The organism is Pseudomonas muyukensis (assembly GCF_019139535.1).
Lineage (GTDB): Bacteria > Pseudomonadota > Gammaproteobacteria > Pseudomonadales > Pseudomonadaceae > Aquipseudomonas > Aquipseudomonas muyukensis.
In genome coordinates this window covers 525,264-540,760 of record NZ_CP077073.1, presented here as the reverse complement: position 1 = coordinate 540,760, position 15,497 = coordinate 525,264, and the positions used below count along the sequence as shown (strand labels likewise).

Sequence of the window (15,497 nt, the reverse complement as noted above, 5' to 3'; positions counted from 1 at the left end):
CCCCCCCCCCGCGATAAGGCCAGAACAGGCAATGCCAATCTATCGTTCATAAAACAGAACGCTAAAGCCAAATTTCACTATCTACCGTCACAAAGGTGCTGGTTTTAATCTTCTCCCATCAACGCGAAACACCCACCCCACTGAAGATCGAAACTCAAGGAGCACCGGCAATGAACCACTTCAAATACAACCGCCTGAACAAAGACGACGCCGCCGTACTGCTGGTCGACCACCAGGCCGGCCTGCTGTCCCTGGTCCGCGATATCGAGCCGGACCGCTTCAAGAACAACGTGCTGGCCCTGGCCGACCTGGCCAAGTACTTCAACCTGCCGACCATCCTCACCACCAGCTTCGAGCAAGGCCCCAACGGCCCGCTGGTACCCGAGCTCAAGGCGCTGTTCCCGGACGCTCCCTACATCGCCCGCCCTGGCCAGATCAACGCCTGGGACAACGAAGATTTCGTCAAGGCGGTGAAGGCCACCGGCAAGAAGCAGCTGATCATCGCCGGTGTGGTCACCGAGGTGTGCGTGGCCTTCCCGGCGCTGGCGGCCCTTGAAGAGGAATTCGAGGTGTTCGTGGTCACCGACGCTTCCGGCACCTTCAACGAAATGACCCGCGATGCCGCCCACAACCGCATGAGCCAGGCCGGCGCGCAGCTGATGACCTGGTTCGGCGTGGCCTGTGAGCTGCACCGCGACTGGCGCAACGACGTCGAGGGGTTGGCGGCGCTGTTCTCCAACCACATCCCCGACTACCGCAACCTGATCACCAGCTACAACGCCCTGACCGCCGGTAAATAAGGCGTTGCCCGCCTGGCGCCGCAGCGGCGCCAGGCAAGGCAGCACACCCGTCCAATCCTGCGCCCGTGCGCCGTTGCACAGTGCGCGTCGGCCAGTTCAGCACCGGGGCATGCAGATGAGCAGCGCACACAACCGCAACGTCGTCACGCTGGTGATCCAGCACAAGGTCCGTGCCCAGGCGCTGGCGCACTACGAAACCTGGCTCCAGCGCGCCGTGACCACCGCGCGCCAGCAGCCTGGGCACCTGGACGTCAACGTCATTCGCCCGCAAGACGGCGGCCGCCACTTCACCACCGTGGTGCGCTTCGCCGACGCCGCGCAGTTGCAGGCCTGGGTCAATTCGGCCGAACGCCAGGCGCTGGTCGGCGAAGTGTTGCCGCTGCTGGAGGATGGCGACCACACCCAGGTGCACGACGACCCAGAGTTCTGGTTCACCCCGCCTAGCCAGGGCACGGCGCAACCGCCGCGCTGGAAGCAGGCGCTGCTGACCTACCTGGTGATCTGCCCGATGACCCTGGTCATCCCGTCGTTGCTGGCACCCTTGTTCGCCCGTTACCCAGGCCTGGGCGGCCCGATCAGCGGCAACCTGATCGTCAACCTGTTCGTCATCCTGCCAGTGGTGTTCTACATCATGCCCTGGGTGACCCGCCGCTGCGCCGCCTGGTTGCGCCGCTGAGCGCCCGCCGTGATCCATTGCTAGCCTTCAACCGCCTGCCGAAACCATCCGGACGGAGAGCACCATGAGCCAGGACCCAACCGACCAGAGCCGCCGCAAGTTCCTCGCCACCAGCACCGTGCTCGGTGCCGCTGGCGCACTGTGGAGTGCATTGCCGTTCACCGATTCCGCCCATGCAGCCCTTTCAGGAGATCCCATGACCGCCGACCTCATCTTGTTCAATGGCAAGTTGCACACCGTTGACCGCGAAAAGCCCACCGCCAGCGCCGTGGCCATCAAGGACGGCAAGTTCCTCGCCGTGGGCAGCGACGCCGAGGCCATGGCCCACAAGGGGGGCGCCACGCAGATCATCGACCTCAAGCAGCGCACGGTGATCCCGGGCCTGAACGACTCGCACCTGCACCTGATCCGTGGCGGCCTGAACTACAACCTGGAGCTGCGCTGGGAGGGCGTGCCGTCGCTGGCCGATGCCCTGCGCATGCTCAAGGCCCAGGCCGAGCGCACGCCGAGCCCGCAGTGGGTGCGCGTGGTCGGCGGCTGGAACGAGTTCCAGTTCGCCGAAAAGCGCATGCCGACCCTCGAAGAGATCAACCAGGCCGCCCCGGACACCCCGGTGTTCCTCCTCCACCTGTACGACCGCGCGCTGCTCAACCGCGCCGCGCTCAAGGCCGTGGGCTACAGCAAGGACACGCCCAACCCGCCGGGCGGCGAGATCCAGCGCGACAAGTTCGGCAACCCCACCGGCATGCTGATTGCCCGGCCCAACGCCACCATCCTCTACGCCACCCTGGCCAAGGGGCCGAAGCTGCCGCTGGAGTACCAGGTCAACTCCACCCGCCAGTTCATGCGCGAGCTCAACCGCCTGGGCCTGACCAGCGCCATCGATGCCGGTGGCGGCTACCAGAACTACCCGGACGACTACCAGGTGATCCAGGAGCTGGCCGACAACGACCAGTTGACCGTGCGCATCGCCTACAACCTGTTCACCCAGAAGCCCAAGGAAGAGCTCACCGATTTCAAGAACTGGACGCAAAAGGTCAAGCCGGGCGACGGCAACGACTTCTTCCGCCACAACGGTGCCGGCGAAATGCTGGTGTTCTCCGCCGCCGACTTCGAGGACTTCCTCGAGCCGCGCCCGGACCTGCCGCAAACCATGGAGCAGGAGCTGGAGCCGGTGGTACGCCACCTGGTCGAGCAGCGCTGGCCGTTCCGCCTGCACGCCACCTACGACGAATCCATCTCGCGCATGCTCGACGTGTTCGAGAAGGTCAACCGCGACATCCCGTTCAACGGCCTGCCGTGGTTCTTCGACCACGCCGAGACCATCACCCCGAAGAACATCGAGCGGGTGCGGGCGCTGGGCGGCGGCATCGCCATCCAGGACCGCATGGCCTTCCAGGGTGAGTATTTCGTCGACCGTTATGGCGCCAAGGCCGCCGAGCACACCCCGCCGATCAAGCGCATGCTCGACATGGGCGTGCCGGTGGGGGCCGGTACCGACGCGACCCGGGTGTCCAGCTACAACCCGTGGACGTCGCTGTACTGGATGGTCAGCGGCAAGACCGTCGGCGGGCTGGAACTGTATCCGCAAGGCCTGAGCCGCGAGACCGCGTTGCAGTTGTTCACCCATGGCAGCGCCTGGTTCTCCAGCGAGCAGGGCAAGAAGGGGCAGATCAAGGTCGGCCAGCTGGCCGACCTGGCGGCGCTGTCGCTGGACTTCTTCAGCGTCGATGAAGAGGCGATCAAGGGTATCGAGTCGGTGCTGACCATCGTCGACGGCAAGGTGGTGTACGGCGCCGCCGAGTTCGACAAGCTGGGCCCGGCGCAGGTGCCGGTGTTGCCCGAGTGGTCGCCGGTGGCCAAGGTGCCCGGGCACTGGCGCGCCGGGGCGCCGATGGCGGCGGCGCTGCACCAGTGTGTCGGGCCGTGCGGGGTGCATGCCCACAGCCATGAGAAGGCGCGGCATTCCAGTGTGCCGGTGAGCGATTACCAGGGCTTCTGGGGCGCGTTGGGTTGTTCCTGCTTCGCCTTCTGATGGCCTGATCGCGGGGCCAGCCCGCTCCCACCGAGACCCTAGGGTTACGTGGGAGCGGGCTGGCCTCGCGCTGGCGTGCTACGCCATGTCGCTGATGGCGAATTCCTCCGCCAGATGATCGATCAACGACCGCACCGACGGCAGCAACCCGCGCCGCGACGGGAAGATCGCATGCACGATGCCGCAACGCGGATGCCAGTCCGGCAGCATCTCCACCAACCGCCCCGCTGCCAGGTCCTCGCGCACCGCCACCCGCGGCAGGTGGGCGATACCTATTCCGGCCACCACGAAGTGGCGCAAGGCAAACAGGTCGTCGGTGACCATCCGTGGTTTGTGCGGGATCACCAGGCTTTCGCTCATGTCCTCACCCTGGAACAGCTCCCACTGGTACTCACGCTGGGCGCCGCCCCAATGCACGCTGGGCAGCTCACTGAGCTGCTGCGGGTCGAAACCTTCGGCCAGCTGCTCGAGAAACGACGGATGCCCGACCAGGCACTGGGTGCTGTTGCTCAACACCTTCATCACCATGTCGGTGTTCTCCAGCGGCGGGAAGCGCACCCGCAGCGCCACGTCGAAGCCCTCGTGCAGCAGGTCGACGCGGCGGTTGGTGCTTTCGATGAAAAGCTCCACCTGCGGGTACTTGAGCATGTAGCGGGTGAGCATCGGCCCGACCCAGGAATTGAGCAGGGTGGTGGGGCAGCTGATACGCACCAGCCCACGGGGTTCGCTGCGGTTGCGTTCGATGATCTCGGCGGCGCCCTCGGCCTCCACGCGCATCGCCAGGCAGCGGTTGTAGTAGGCCTGGCCGATCTCGGTCAGCGAGCAGTGCCGGCTGGTGCGATGCAGCAGGCGCACGCCGAGGCGGTCTTCGAGGTCGGCGATGCGCCGGCTGAGCTTGGACTTGGGCATGTCCAGCGCCCGCCCGGCGGGGGCGAAGCCGCCGTGCTCGACCACCTGGGTGAAGTAGTAGAGGGAGTTGAGGTCTTCCAAGGGGGGCTCCGCAGCGCGCCGGGGATAATGGCTCGCAGTCTATCTGGTGGTGGGGCTGGAGGGCAGGGCGACAGCTTTGTGGCGCCTATCAGATCGAGCGCCGCCCGCGCGGCGCTCGATCTGATAGGCGCTGCAAGGCCATCGGCAAGCACTTGGCGGCCCTCATGCGATCTGCTTCTCAGGACGACTCAATACCCTCCAGCATCGCCTCCGTCAGGCCTTCGGCCATCTCGATGCCATGCAGGCTGGCCCACAGCAGGCTCCTGCCGGTTTCATCCATATGCTCCAGCGCCTTGTAGCCGACGTTGTAGGCACTGCGCAGGTATTCGGCGACATGCACCAGGGCGTCGTGGGCGTTGATGTTGGGGTTGACCGCAAACAGCGGTGGATGGCCGGCGTCGCATTGGCCGAAGGTGTGGTGGCGGGTGTCGGGAAGGGGTGGGTCGGGGACGATTTTTTTCATTGCAGATGCCTTCTTCAGGTTTGACTGCAACCGTCCGTTTCCACGCAGAGGGCGGCAGTTGTACACGGGGTGGAAATCCGGAAAGAAGGTCACCCGGTAGGCCAGAGGCCTCCCGCATACAACTGCCATTACGGCACCTTCTCAGGACTACCGGGTTTCCACGCCCGATCGCCGAACCGACAGCGACCCGGTCAGCCTAGAAGGCAGGATTTCCCCGGACAATCAGAAGGGGATCGACAGACTTTGTAGGGTATTTCTTGGGGTGCTGATTGCTCAGTAAGCAATATCTTCGGGGGCTGCGGGAATTATCTGATATTGAGTGATGGCCACCAGGTGTTTGCCTTTAAGGTTAGGGCGCCTATGAGATCGAGCGCCGCCCGCGCGGCGCATCGCGGATGAATCCGCTCCTACATTTGTTGCAACGTACCGAACCTGTCAGGCCATGGTTGCCAGCCTTGGCGCAGGGCTTGAGACAGATGGGGCGGCAGCAATGCCCACGCAAAAACCGCGTCATGCCAACCATGGCCTATCAGGCTATGGCCACGTTGCAACAAATGTAGGAGCGGCCTTGCGTCGCGATGCGCCGCGCAGGCGGCGCTCGATCTCATGGGCGAAATAACCCTCAAGACATGCACATGAGGCCCTCAATCCTCATCCGACGCAAACAACCGTTCCAGCTCCACCCGCGCTTCCTTGGCCGTCTGCATCACCTTGGCGCGATCGTCGCGCACCAGGCCCTGGGCTTCGAGCACCTGCTCGTCATGCTCGGTGAAGCGCTGGATGCGATACGCCGCCTGCTCCTGCGTCAACCCCAGCCCAATCAGGGTGCGGCGGCTCATCTCCAGGCTGGAATGGAAGGTCTCGCGGATCGGCTCGGCGCCGACGTCCATCAGCTTGTGCACGTGCTGGCGGTTACGCGCCCGGGCGATCACCTTCAGGTGCGGGTACAGGCGCTTGGCCCGCTCTGCCGTGTGGATCGCCACCTCGGGGTCGTCGATGGTGATGATGAAGTACTCGGCCTCGCCGACCTTGGCCGCCTGCAACACTTCAGGGCGCAGTGGGTCGCCATAGAACACCGGCACCTGCTCGAACATGCGGGTCATCTCGATGGCGTCCACCGAGGTCTCCAGGGCGACGAAGGGGATCTTCTGCGCCCGCAGGATGCGCGCGACGATCTGGCCCATGCGGCCCATGCCGGCAATCACCACGCGCGGGGTGCCAGCGTCGATGGTCTTGTACTGCTCGGGCACCTCAGGCACCGGCTGCGGGCGCTTGAGGGCGCGGGCGCAACCGAGCATCAGCAGCGGCGTGACGGCCATCGACAGGGTGATGGTCATCAGCAGCAGGTCGTAGGTCTGGGTATCGAACAGGCCCTGGTCCTTGCCCAGCTTGAACACCACGAAGGCGAACTCGCCGCCGGCCGCCAGCACCATGCCCAGGCGCAGGGCGCTGGCGCCGTTGAGGCCTCCGGCCAGGCGCCCGGCGCCGATCAGCAGCAGCAACTTCACCGCGATCAGCAGCAGGGTCAGGCCCAGCAGCACCAGCGGCATTTCCAGCAGCAGGCGCAGGTTGGCGCCCATGCCCACACTCATGAAGAACAGGCCCAGCAGCAAGCCCTTGAACGGCTCGATCTGCGATTCCAATTCGTGGCGGTACTCCGAGTCGGCCAGCAGCAGGCCGGCAAGGAAGGCGCCCAGGGCCATGGAGATGCCAGCCTCCTCCATCAGCCAGGCGGTGCCAATCACCACCAGCAGCGCAGTGGCGGTGGACACCTCCGGCAGGCCGGTGCGGGCGACGATGCGAAACAGCGGGCGCAGCAAGTAGCGGCCGCCAACGATGACGATGGCGATGCTGGCGAACACCTGCAGGCCATGCTCGAGGCTGTCGCCGTGGCTGGTGTCCGGGCCGCTGGCGGCCAACAGCGGCACCAGGGCGATCAAGGGGATCGCGGCGATGTCCTGGAACAGCAGGATGGCGAAGGCCAGGCGGCCATGGGGGGCGTTGAGCTGCTTGCTCTCGGCCAGGCTCTGCAGGCCCAGGGCGGTGGACGACAGGGCCAGGCCCAGGCCAACCACGATGGCCGCCGGCAGGCTCTGGCTGAAGCCGAACAGGGCGATGGCGCCGAGTGCCGCGCCGGTCAGCAGCACCTGGGCGGTGCCGACGCCGAACACCGACTTGCGCATCAGCCACAGGCGCCGTGGCGACAGTTCCAGGCCGATGATGAACAACAGCAACACCACGCCCAGCTCGGAGATGTGCGCGACGCTCTCGGTATCGCGGATCAGCCCCAGGGCCTGCGGGCCGATGGCTACGCCCGCCAGCAGGTAGCCGATCACGGCGCCCAGTTGCAGGCGTTTGGCCAGGGGCACGGCGACCACGGCGGCGAGGAGGAAGATGACGGCGGTTTGTAGAAGGCTGCCTTCGTGTGGCATTGCTCGGACTCCTTGAACTGCGTACGGCAGCGTTTGATGCAACAGCTTAATGCCATCGGTGAAAGAGGCGGGCATTTTCGGGTAGGGAGGGAAACAGGACAATCCTGGCATTACAGGAAGCAGCGTTCTGAAAGTAGGCGCTTTGCTCAATCGATCGCGGGGCAAGTCGGGCCGCCGTATCCTTGCCCCGCGATCAACTGCTTACTGCAGGTGGGCTTTCAGCGCCTGCGCCGCCTGGTCCATGGCGCTGCGCACGCTGGGCACGGTGGCCAGCACGTTGAGCAGGCCGTAGTCGTGGATCAGGCCGTTGTAGCGCACGGCTGTCACCGGTACCCCGGCAGCGCCCAGCTTGCGGGCATAGGCCTCGCCTTCGTCGCGCAGCACGTCCATCTCGGCGGTCTGCACCAGCGCCGGTGGCAGGCCCTGCAACTGTGCCAGGCTGGCGCGCAGCGGCGAAGCATGGATGTCGTCGCGCTGACGCGGGTCGGTGGTGTAGTTGTCCCAGAACCACTGCATCATGTTGCGGGTCAGGAAGTGCCCTTCGGCGAACTGGTTATAGGACGCGTTGTTGAAGTTGGCATCGGTCACCGGCCACAGCAGCGCCTGGAAGCGCAGCTTCGGCGTGCCGGCCTCCTTGGCCTTGAGTGCCACCACTGCAGCCATGTTGCCGCCGACGCTGTTGCCGGCTACCGCCAGGCGGCTGCCGTCCACGCCGATCTCCTTGCCATGCTCGGCGACCCAGCGGGTGGCGGCGTAGGCTTGGTTGATCGCGGTGGGAAACTTCGCTTCCGGTGACGGCGTGTAGTCGACGTAGACCGCCGCGGCGCCGGAGCCCACCACCAAGTCACGGATCAGCCGTTCGTGGGTGGGGTAGTCGCCCAGCACCCAGCCGCCGCCGTGGAAGTACATGAACACCGGCAGCTCACCCTGGGCGCCTGCAGGTCGCACCACGCGGATTTCCAGCGGCTGGCCGTCGGCCTGGATGGTCCGGCGCTCGACGCGGATGCCCGACAGATCCACCTTGACGCCGGCCTGGGCACCGCTCAACACCGCACGGGCATCCTTGGGCGTGAGGGTCTCCAGCGGCTTGCCGCCACCGGCGGCCAGGGCCTCGAGGAAGCCTTGGGTGGTGGGTTCGACGCCGGGGCTGCCGGCGGCGAAGGCGCTGTTCACGGCGAGGGCCAGCAGGCCGGCGGTCAGGGTGGGGGACAGTTTCATGTTCTAGCTCCTTTAGGGTTCGAGCCGTGGCTCAGTTCTGGTTGGCGAGGACGGTGGGTTGCACGTAGCTCACGGCGCGCAGCTGGCCGCTGCTGTCGCGGTAGGTCAGGGTGGCGGTGCTGGCCTGGCCTTGGACGCTGGCGGGTGCAGCGACGCTGACGACCTTGGCGATGTCCAGGTCCATGCCGTAGTGGTACGGGGTGGCTTCGCTGGCGAAGCTGCTGACGCTGGTGCCGAGGGCCAGGGTGGTAACGGTGAGGGCGAAGGCTTTGCGAAGGGTCATGATCGTTCTCCGGGTTCTGCTGAGTGGGGTTGGCGACGGCTTGCTGCTTGAGGTGTATATTGCGTACAAATATTTAACGCGCAAAATATATTTCCGCTATGACGCTGATTGAGTGCGTCTTGGCTAATTCCTGGAGGAGATCGCCCAGCCCTTCGGGTTGCGCTGTCGCGCAGGGAACTTGTCCCCCTGTGGGAGCGGCCTTGTGTCGCGAAAGGGCTGCGCAGCCGCCCCAGCAGTTTCGATGGTGACTCGGAATCCGAGGCCGCTGCGCGCCCTTTTCCGACCGGCCCTACGCCTCGGCAAGGCCGCTTCCTCAGGGGGCAGCATCAAGTGCCCGGTCGGTACTGCAACGCTTCCGCCAGGTGCGTCCTGGTGATGGATTGCGCGCCCTCCAGGTCCGCCAGCGTGCGGGCGACCTTCAGCAGCCGGTGCGCCGCCCGCAACGACAGTGTCAGCCGTTCGCAGGCCTGCTCCAGCCAGGCCTGATCAACCGGCTCCAGCGGGCAATGCCGACGCAGCCCCTTGAGGTCGAGGAAGGCGTTGGCGCAGCCCTGCCGGCGCTGCTGCAGCGCCCGCGCCTCGGCCACCCTCTGGCCAACGCTGGCGCTGGTCTCGCCACTGGGCTGGTGGGTCAGCACGGTACTTTCCCGAGCCACCGTCAGGTGCAGGTCGATGCGGTCGAGCAGCGGCCCGGACAGCTTGTTGCGGTAGCGCTGGACCTGTTCGCTGCTGCAGCGACAACGCCCGGTCGGGTCGCCCAGGTAGCCGCAGGGGCAGGGGTTCATCGCCGCCACCAGTTGAAAGCGTGCCGGGAAGCGCACCCGGTCCTTGGCCCGGGCCACCACGATCTCGCCGGACTCCAGCGGCTCGCGCAACACCTCCAGCACCCGCCGTTCGAACTCGGGCAATTCATCGAGAAACAGCACGCCATGGTGCGCCAGGGTGATTTCACCGGGTTGTGGGCGGCTACCGCCCCCCACCAGCGCCGGGCCGGAGGCCGAGTGGTGGGGGTGGCGAAACGGCCGTTGCGGCCAGCAGTCCAGCGGCGCATGGCCACTGACCGAACGAATGGCGGCCACCTCCAGCGCCTCGCGCTCGTCCAGCGGCGGCAGCAGGCCAGGCAGGCGGCTGGCGAGCAGGGTCTTGCCGGTGCCCGGGGGCCCTGTGAACAACAGGTTGTGGGCGCCGGCGGCGGCCACCAGCAGGGCGCGCTTGGCGGCAGCCTGGCCTTGTACCTCGCTGAGGTCAGGGTAGGGGCGTTGCTCCAGCAGCAAGCCGTTGGCGGCATAGGGCGCCAAGGCCGGTTGCTCGTTCAAGTGCGCCACCAGTTCTTGCAGATGCCCTACCGCATACACCATCAGGCCGCCGGCCAGGCTGGCTTCCTCGGCGTTTTCCCGCGGCACTACCAGCGCCCGCCCGGCATCGCGCGCGGCAAGCGCTGCGGGCAGCACCCCCTGCACCGGGCGCAGGGCTCCGGACAAGGCCAGTTCGCCCAGGCACTCGATGCTGTCGAGGCTGGCCACCGGCACCTGGCCATTGGCGGCGAGAATGCCCAGGGCGATGGCCAGGTCGTAACGGCCGCCATCCTTGGGCAGGTCGGCTGGGGCCAGGCTTTGGGTGATGCGCCGGGCCGGGTATTCCAGGCCGGAGTTGACGATGGCGCTGCGGACCCGGTCCTTGCTCTCCTTGACCGTGGCCTCCGGCAGGCCGACCAGGGTGAGGGTGGGCAGGCCGTTGGCCAGGTGGGTTTCGACGCTGACGGCGGGCGCCTGCACCCCTACCTGGGCGCGGCTGTGGACGAGGGCGAGGGACATGGGGCACTCCGTGTTCGCAAAGGGACGCCGCGTCCTGCGGCCCGCCCAAGCTTAGCGACGCCTTGTCGTCGGGTAGTGCAAAAAGTGCGTCGAGGTTTGTCGCGCTGCGAGGCTTCCCGTTCAAGCGGCCGATGCCTGGCGCCTGGCGCGGTCTTGCGCCGCGAAAGGGCTGGCGCTACGAGGCCGGTACCTCGACGAACCCGGCCTCCAGCCCTTGCACCATCACCCCTTGGCTCACGGCCACGCCCGGTACTACCGGTTTGCGTTGCGCCCGAGCGTCAGCGGTGGCCCGATACATCACATAGGTTTGGCCATCCTCCCCTTGGCGCAACGCCTGGGGCGGCACCGCCATGCCTTGCTCATCGCGCAACAGCAGCACCGCCAGCTGGGTGCTCATGCCCGCCCGCAGCGGCTGATCCAGCCCCGCCGGGGGCGTTTGCACCGAGACCTTCACCTCGAAATGCGCACCGGTCGCCTGCGGGTCGCTGCTGTCGCTCTGGATGCCGATGGACAGGATGCGCCCGTGCAGCTGCGCGGCGAAGCCGTCGCCGCTGATATGCACCGGCATGCCTTCGCGCAGCAGGTGCAGGTCGGTTTCCTCGACCCGGGTCAAAACCTGGAAGCGCTCCTGGCCGACCACGCCCAGCAATGGCATGCCCTGGGTCACTGCCACCCCTGGTTGCAGCAGCAGCGGCTTGCCGCCGTCCTGCGGCGCCGGGCGTACCACGTTGCCACTCAGCGGCGCGGTCAGTTCGCGGCGGGCATACAGGGCCTCGAGCGCCTGCTGGCGGGCCTGCGCGTTGGCCAGTTCGATCTCGGCAATCTGCCGCGCCGCGCCTTGGCCCTGGGCCAGGGTGCTGGCCAGCTCCTCGCTGGCGGCGCTGACATCCTGCTGCTGGTTGCGCACCTGCTGCTCCAGTGCCTCGAGTTCCATCCGCGCGACGATGCCGCGGTCGAACAGCGCGCGGGTGTCGCGCAGGTTGCTTGCGCCGCTGGCCAGGGCCTGGCGGGCACTGGCCAGGCTGCGGCGGGCGCGGGCGACCTCGCTGCCGTGCGCCCACTGCGCCAGGCGCCGGGTTTCTCCCTGGGCCTTGAGCAACTCTGCCTTGGCCTGGCGCAGTTGCACCAGCAGTTGCGCCGGGTCCAGCCGTAGCAGGGTCTGCCCCTGCTCGACCCGCTGGCCTTCCGCGACCCGCACCTCGGCCAGTTGGCCATCGAACGGCGCAGCCAGGGTGACCTGGTCCACGGCCTGCAAGCGCCCGACCAGGCCCAGGCGGTTTTCCAGCACCTGGGGTTCGACCCGCACCCAGGTCGCTTGTGCCACGCGGGGTTGACCGGCACTGTCGGCGCACTGGCGCAGCAAAATGACGCCGAACACGGCCAAGACCGCCAGGAGCAGCGCACGGCGTGGGGTGAGGGACTTAATCATTGAGGGCGATATCCCAGCTTTGCAGGGTGGTGCCCAAGGTCTGGTCCAGCTCGGCTTGGGCGTTGAGGTAGCTGATCAGGGCGTTCAGGCGGGCGTTCTGCGCCGAACGCAGGTCGTTCTCGAAGCTCAGCACCTGAAAGTTGCTCGAGCGCCCGACGGTGAGTTTTTCCCGTTCGATCTGCAGCTTGCGCTGCGACAGCGTCTGGGCGCGCAGGGCAATCTGGTACTGGCGCCAGCGCACAGCGATATCGCGCACGGCGTTGGTCACGTCGCGCTGCAATTGCTGGCGTGCCTCCTGCACGCGCACCTGCTGGTTCTCCACCCCGACCCGGGCCTGGACTTCGGCCTGGCGCGTGCTCAGGTCGCCGATGGGGATCTCCACCTGCACCCCCACGTAGTTCTCCCAGCTGCGCGAGCTCCCGTTGTGGCTGTTGCGGTCGCGCACCTGGCCGCCACCACCGACCAGCGATACATCCCACAGGCGCTCGTTGCGCGCGACCGTGAGGTTGATCGCGGCCTGCTGGTTGCCGATCAGCTGGATCAGGTAGTTGGGTTGCATGGTCTCGGCCTGGGCCATGGCTTGGGCGGCATCGACTTCGAGGGCGTCGGCTTGCACGGCGTCGCTGGCCACCAGCGGGGTGTCGAGGTCCAGGGCCAGCAGCTGCAACAAGGCCAGGCGCGCGGCGTCCAGCTGGTTGCGCGCCTCCTCGTGGCCCAGCTCCTGGGTGGCCACCTCGGCTTCGGTCTGGACGATCTCGAAGGCGGCCATGCGCCCGGCGCCGATCATCGCCTGGTTCACCTCCAGCAACTGGCGCGCGCGGGCCAGGGCATCGCCGGCGATCTGCAGCTGTTCCTGGCTCTGCAGCAGGGCGCGGTAGGCGGTGATGATCCGGGTGATGCTTTGCGCCACGGTGTCCTTGAGGGCCAGGCGATTGACCTGTTCGCCCAGGCGCGCCAGTTGCACCGGGGCCGTGGCGACATCACGCCCGGCGCCGCGCAGCAACGGCTGGATCAGCGTGAGGTTGGCGCCGTCGTTGCGCGTCAGCCCGGCCAGGTCGGCGTCGGTGTGACGATAGGCCCAGCCTAGGCTGACCCGGGTGCCGTAGGGCGTGAGCAGCGTCGTGCTGGGGGCGATGTCGCCTTGCCGGTAGCGGTCGGCCTGGTTGTGATTGGACAGGGCATTGCCGCGCACCACCAGCTTGGGGGTGAAGCGGTCCTCGGCCACGCGCAGGTCGAATTTTTGCGCGATACGCTCGAGGTAGGCGCTGCGGATCGCGCGGTTGTCGCGCAGGCCCAGGTAGATGGCATCGCTGAGGCTGAGGTCGATCTGCCGGGCCTTGAGCGACAGGCCGCCGAGGGCTGGCGACGGTGCGCCGGCGCGGCTCGCCTGCGCCGGCGCCAGGGGCGGCTGCGCCTGGGCGCCCAGGCCGAGGAGGCTGAGCAGCAGGGCCAGGACCAGGCGCTCAGTCATCACGCAACGCCTGTACCGGTTGCAGGCGTGCCGCCGCCAGTGCCGGGCTGAGGCCGAACACCAGGCCGGTCAGCAGGGCCCCGCCGATGCCCAGCGGCAGCGCCAGGGGCGCCAGGGTGAATGCGCCCCAGCCGGACAGTTGGCCGAACAACCAGCCCGCCGCCAGCCCCAGCAGCGCCCCGGCAGCTGCGCCGGCCAGCGCCAGCGCCAGCGCTTCGAGCAGGAACAGCCAGGCGATGTCCCGGGGCCGGGCGCCAAGGGCCATGCGCACGCCAATTTCGCGACGGCGTTCGCTGACGTTCATCAGCATCACGTTCATTACCCCGACGCCGCCGACCAGCAGCGCGATACCGCCCAGCCCGCCGAGCAGCCAGGTGAACAGCCGTGATTGCTGGGCGATGCCGGCCAGCAACTGCTGCGGTACCTGCACCTCGATATCGCGCCCCGGCAGGCTGGCGCGCAAGGCGTCTTGCAGGCGTGGGGCCAGGGCCTGTGGATCGACGCCCGCGACACTGCGCGCCAGCACCGTGCCGATCTGCGGCGCCACGGCCAGGCGGCGCATGCCCTGCAACGGAACCAGCAGGGTGTCGTCGATGGACAGCGGCAGCAGCGGGTTCTGCCCATGGGGCTGGAGAATGCCGATTACCTGGAACACATAGCCGGCCAGTTGTACCGACTCACCGGGCACCGCCGGCTGGCCCTGGGCGGCCAGGCTGGCGGCCAGCTGCGCGCCGAGCACGGCATGGGTGGCCTGGGCGTCGAAGCGGCTGAGCCAACGGCCCTGGGCGGGGACCAGGTCCAGCACCTGGTCCAGTTCCGCGCCGACCCCGGCCAGCAGCGTATCGAAGCTGCGTCCCTGGCGTCGCCCCTGCATCGAGGTCAGGCTCAGCGCGCTCAATGCCTGCACCTCGGGCAAGCGCTGGCGCAGGGCCAGGTCGTCGAGGCGGTCTGCGCTGCTGGGGGAGACACCGGCGGGCAGTTGCACATTGGCCACCAGCAGGTCGCTGCCCATGTCCTGGAACACCGCCATGGCCTGGGCCTGGGCGTTGTGGCCGATGTTCAGCAGGGCCACCACCGCGGCGCAACCGACGGCGATACCCAGCAGCGCCAGCAGCGCACGCCGGCCCAGGCGCTGCAGGCTGGCGCAGGGCTCGGCCAGGCGCTGCCAGGGCGAGGGACCGTAGCCTGCGCTGTCAGTCATGGGCCGCCTCCCGCACGCGGCCATCGTGCACATGCAGGCAACGCTGCATGCGCCGGGCGATGCCGGGGTCGTGGGTGACGATCACCAGGGTCACGCCATGCTGCCGGTTGAGTGACAGCAGCAGTTCGATGATCTCCTCGGCGGTCTGGCTGTCGAGGTTGCCGGTGGGCTCGTCGGCCAGCACCAGCGCCGGCTCGCCGACCAGCGCCCGGGCGATCGCCACCCGCTGGCGCTGGCCACCGGACAGTTGGGCCGGGCGATGATGCAGGCGCTCGCCAAGGCCGACCCGCAGCAGCTGCCGGCGCGCAGCATCGCGCGCGGCCGGGCGCGGCACGCCCCGGTAGAACAGCGGCAGGGCGACGTTGTCCAGCGCGTCCAGGCGCGGCAGCAGGTTGAAACTCTGGAAGACGAAGCCGATGTGGCGGTTGCGTCGTTGCGCGCGCTCATCGGCGCTGGCCGTGGTCATGTCGCGGCCAGCCAGGAAGATCTGCCCGCAAGTGGGCTGGTCGAGCAGGCCGATCAGGTTGAGCAGGCTGCTTTTGCCGGAGCCGGACGTGCCGACGATGGCGCAGCGTTGCCCGGCCTCGATGGCGAGCGAGACGTCGTGCAGCACGGTGTGCGTGCCATGGGCATGGGTCACGCCCTGTACGCGGATCAGTGGCTTGGTAAGGGGCTCAGGCATGCA

Annotated in this window: 13 protein-coding genes; 3 read left to right on the top strand and 10 right to left on the bottom strand. The window is 67.5% G+C overall.

The genetic code is table 11. From position 1 onward, the window contains the following. Window positions 1–170 precede the first annotated feature (170 nt). The 3 genes from ycaC (at window position 171) to KSS95_RS02510 (ending at window position 3,511) form a co-directional block, all read left to right on the top strand. On the top strand, window positions 171–800 hold the full coding sequence (gene ycaC, locus KSS95_RS02520; protein ID WP_217851383.1) for an isochorismate family cysteine hydrolase YcaC: 630 nt from the start codon (window positions 171–173) through the stop codon (window positions 798–800). Between the two features lie 109 nt (window positions 801–909). Next, the gene (locus KSS95_RS02515) at window positions 910–1,476 is read left to right on the top strand and encodes an antibiotic biosynthesis monooxygenase (RefSeq protein WP_217851381.1); all 567 of its coding nucleotides are present in this window, start codon (window positions 910–912) and stop codon (window positions 1,474–1,476) included. A 64-nt stretch (window positions 1,477–1,540) separates the two neighbouring features. Continuing rightward, a complete protein-coding gene (locus tag KSS95_RS02510) occupies window positions 1,541–3,511 on the top strand; it encodes an amidohydrolase (protein WP_217851379.1) in 1,971 nt (656 codons plus the stop codon). Between the two features lie 78 nt (window positions 3,512–3,589). Here the strand turns inward: KSS95_RS02510 and KSS95_RS02505 are convergent, their stop codons facing one another. From KSS95_RS02505 to KSS95_RS02460, 10 genes are all read right to left on the bottom strand, one after another. Then, window positions 3,590–4,501 carry a LysR substrate-binding domain-containing protein gene (locus KSS95_RS02505; RefSeq protein WP_217851377.1) on the bottom strand — a complete coding sequence of 304 codons (912 nt, stop codon included), beginning with the start codon at window positions 4,499–4,501 and terminating at the stop codon, window positions 3,590–3,592. A 178-nt stretch (window positions 4,502–4,679) separates the two neighbouring features. Beyond that, a complete protein-coding gene (locus KSS95_RS02500; RefSeq protein ID WP_217851375.1) occupies window positions 4,680–4,964 on the bottom strand; it encodes a DUF6124 family protein in 285 nt (94 codons plus the stop codon). A 644-nt stretch (window positions 4,965–5,608) separates the two neighbouring features. Next, a complete protein-coding gene (locus KSS95_RS02495; RefSeq protein ID WP_217851373.1) occupies window positions 5,609–7,396 on the bottom strand; it encodes a monovalent cation:proton antiporter-2 (CPA2) family protein in 1,788 nt (595 codons plus the stop codon). A 201-nt stretch (window positions 7,397–7,597) separates the two neighbouring features. Next, window positions 7,598–8,614, bottom strand: coding sequence for an alpha/beta hydrolase (locus KSS95_RS02490; RefSeq protein ID WP_217851372.1), 1,017 nt, complete (start codon window positions 8,612–8,614; stop codon window positions 7,598–7,600). Between the two features lie 31 nt (window positions 8,615–8,645). Next, on the bottom strand, window positions 8,646–8,897 hold the full coding sequence (locus KSS95_RS02485; protein ID WP_217851370.1) for a DUF2790 domain-containing protein: 252 nt from the start codon (window positions 8,895–8,897) through the stop codon (window positions 8,646–8,648). 326 nt (window positions 8,898–9,223) lie between these two features. Further along, window positions 9,224–10,711, bottom strand: a complete 1,488-nt coding sequence (locus tag KSS95_RS02480) for a YifB family Mg chelatase-like AAA ATPase (RefSeq protein WP_217851368.1) — start codon at window positions 10,709–10,711, stop codon at window positions 9,224–9,226. Window positions 10,712–10,886: 175 nt separating this feature from the next. Then, window positions 10,887–12,140, bottom strand: a complete 1,254-nt coding sequence (locus KSS95_RS02475; protein ID WP_217851360.1) for an HlyD family secretion protein — start codon at window positions 12,138–12,140, stop codon at window positions 10,887–10,889. Continuing rightward, window positions 12,133–13,611, bottom strand: coding sequence for a TolC family protein (locus KSS95_RS02470; RefSeq protein ID WP_217851358.1), 1,479 nt, complete (start codon window positions 13,609–13,611; stop codon window positions 12,133–12,135). The genes KSS95_RS02475 and KSS95_RS02470 overlap by 8 nt, the downstream gene beginning before the upstream one ends. Further along, window positions 13,604–14,812, bottom strand: a complete 1,209-nt coding sequence (locus KSS95_RS02465) for an ABC transporter permease (RefSeq protein ID WP_217851357.1) — start codon at window positions 14,810–14,812, stop codon at window positions 13,604–13,606. Before KSS95_RS02465 ends, KSS95_RS02470 begins: the two co-directional genes overlap by 8 nt. Further along, window positions 14,805–15,494, bottom strand: coding sequence for an ABC transporter ATP-binding protein (locus KSS95_RS02460; RefSeq protein ID WP_217851355.1), 690 nt, complete (start codon window positions 15,492–15,494; stop codon window positions 14,805–14,807). The genes KSS95_RS02465 and KSS95_RS02460 overlap by 8 nt, the downstream gene beginning before the upstream one ends. Between the last annotated feature and the right edge of the window lie 3 nt (window positions 15,495–15,497).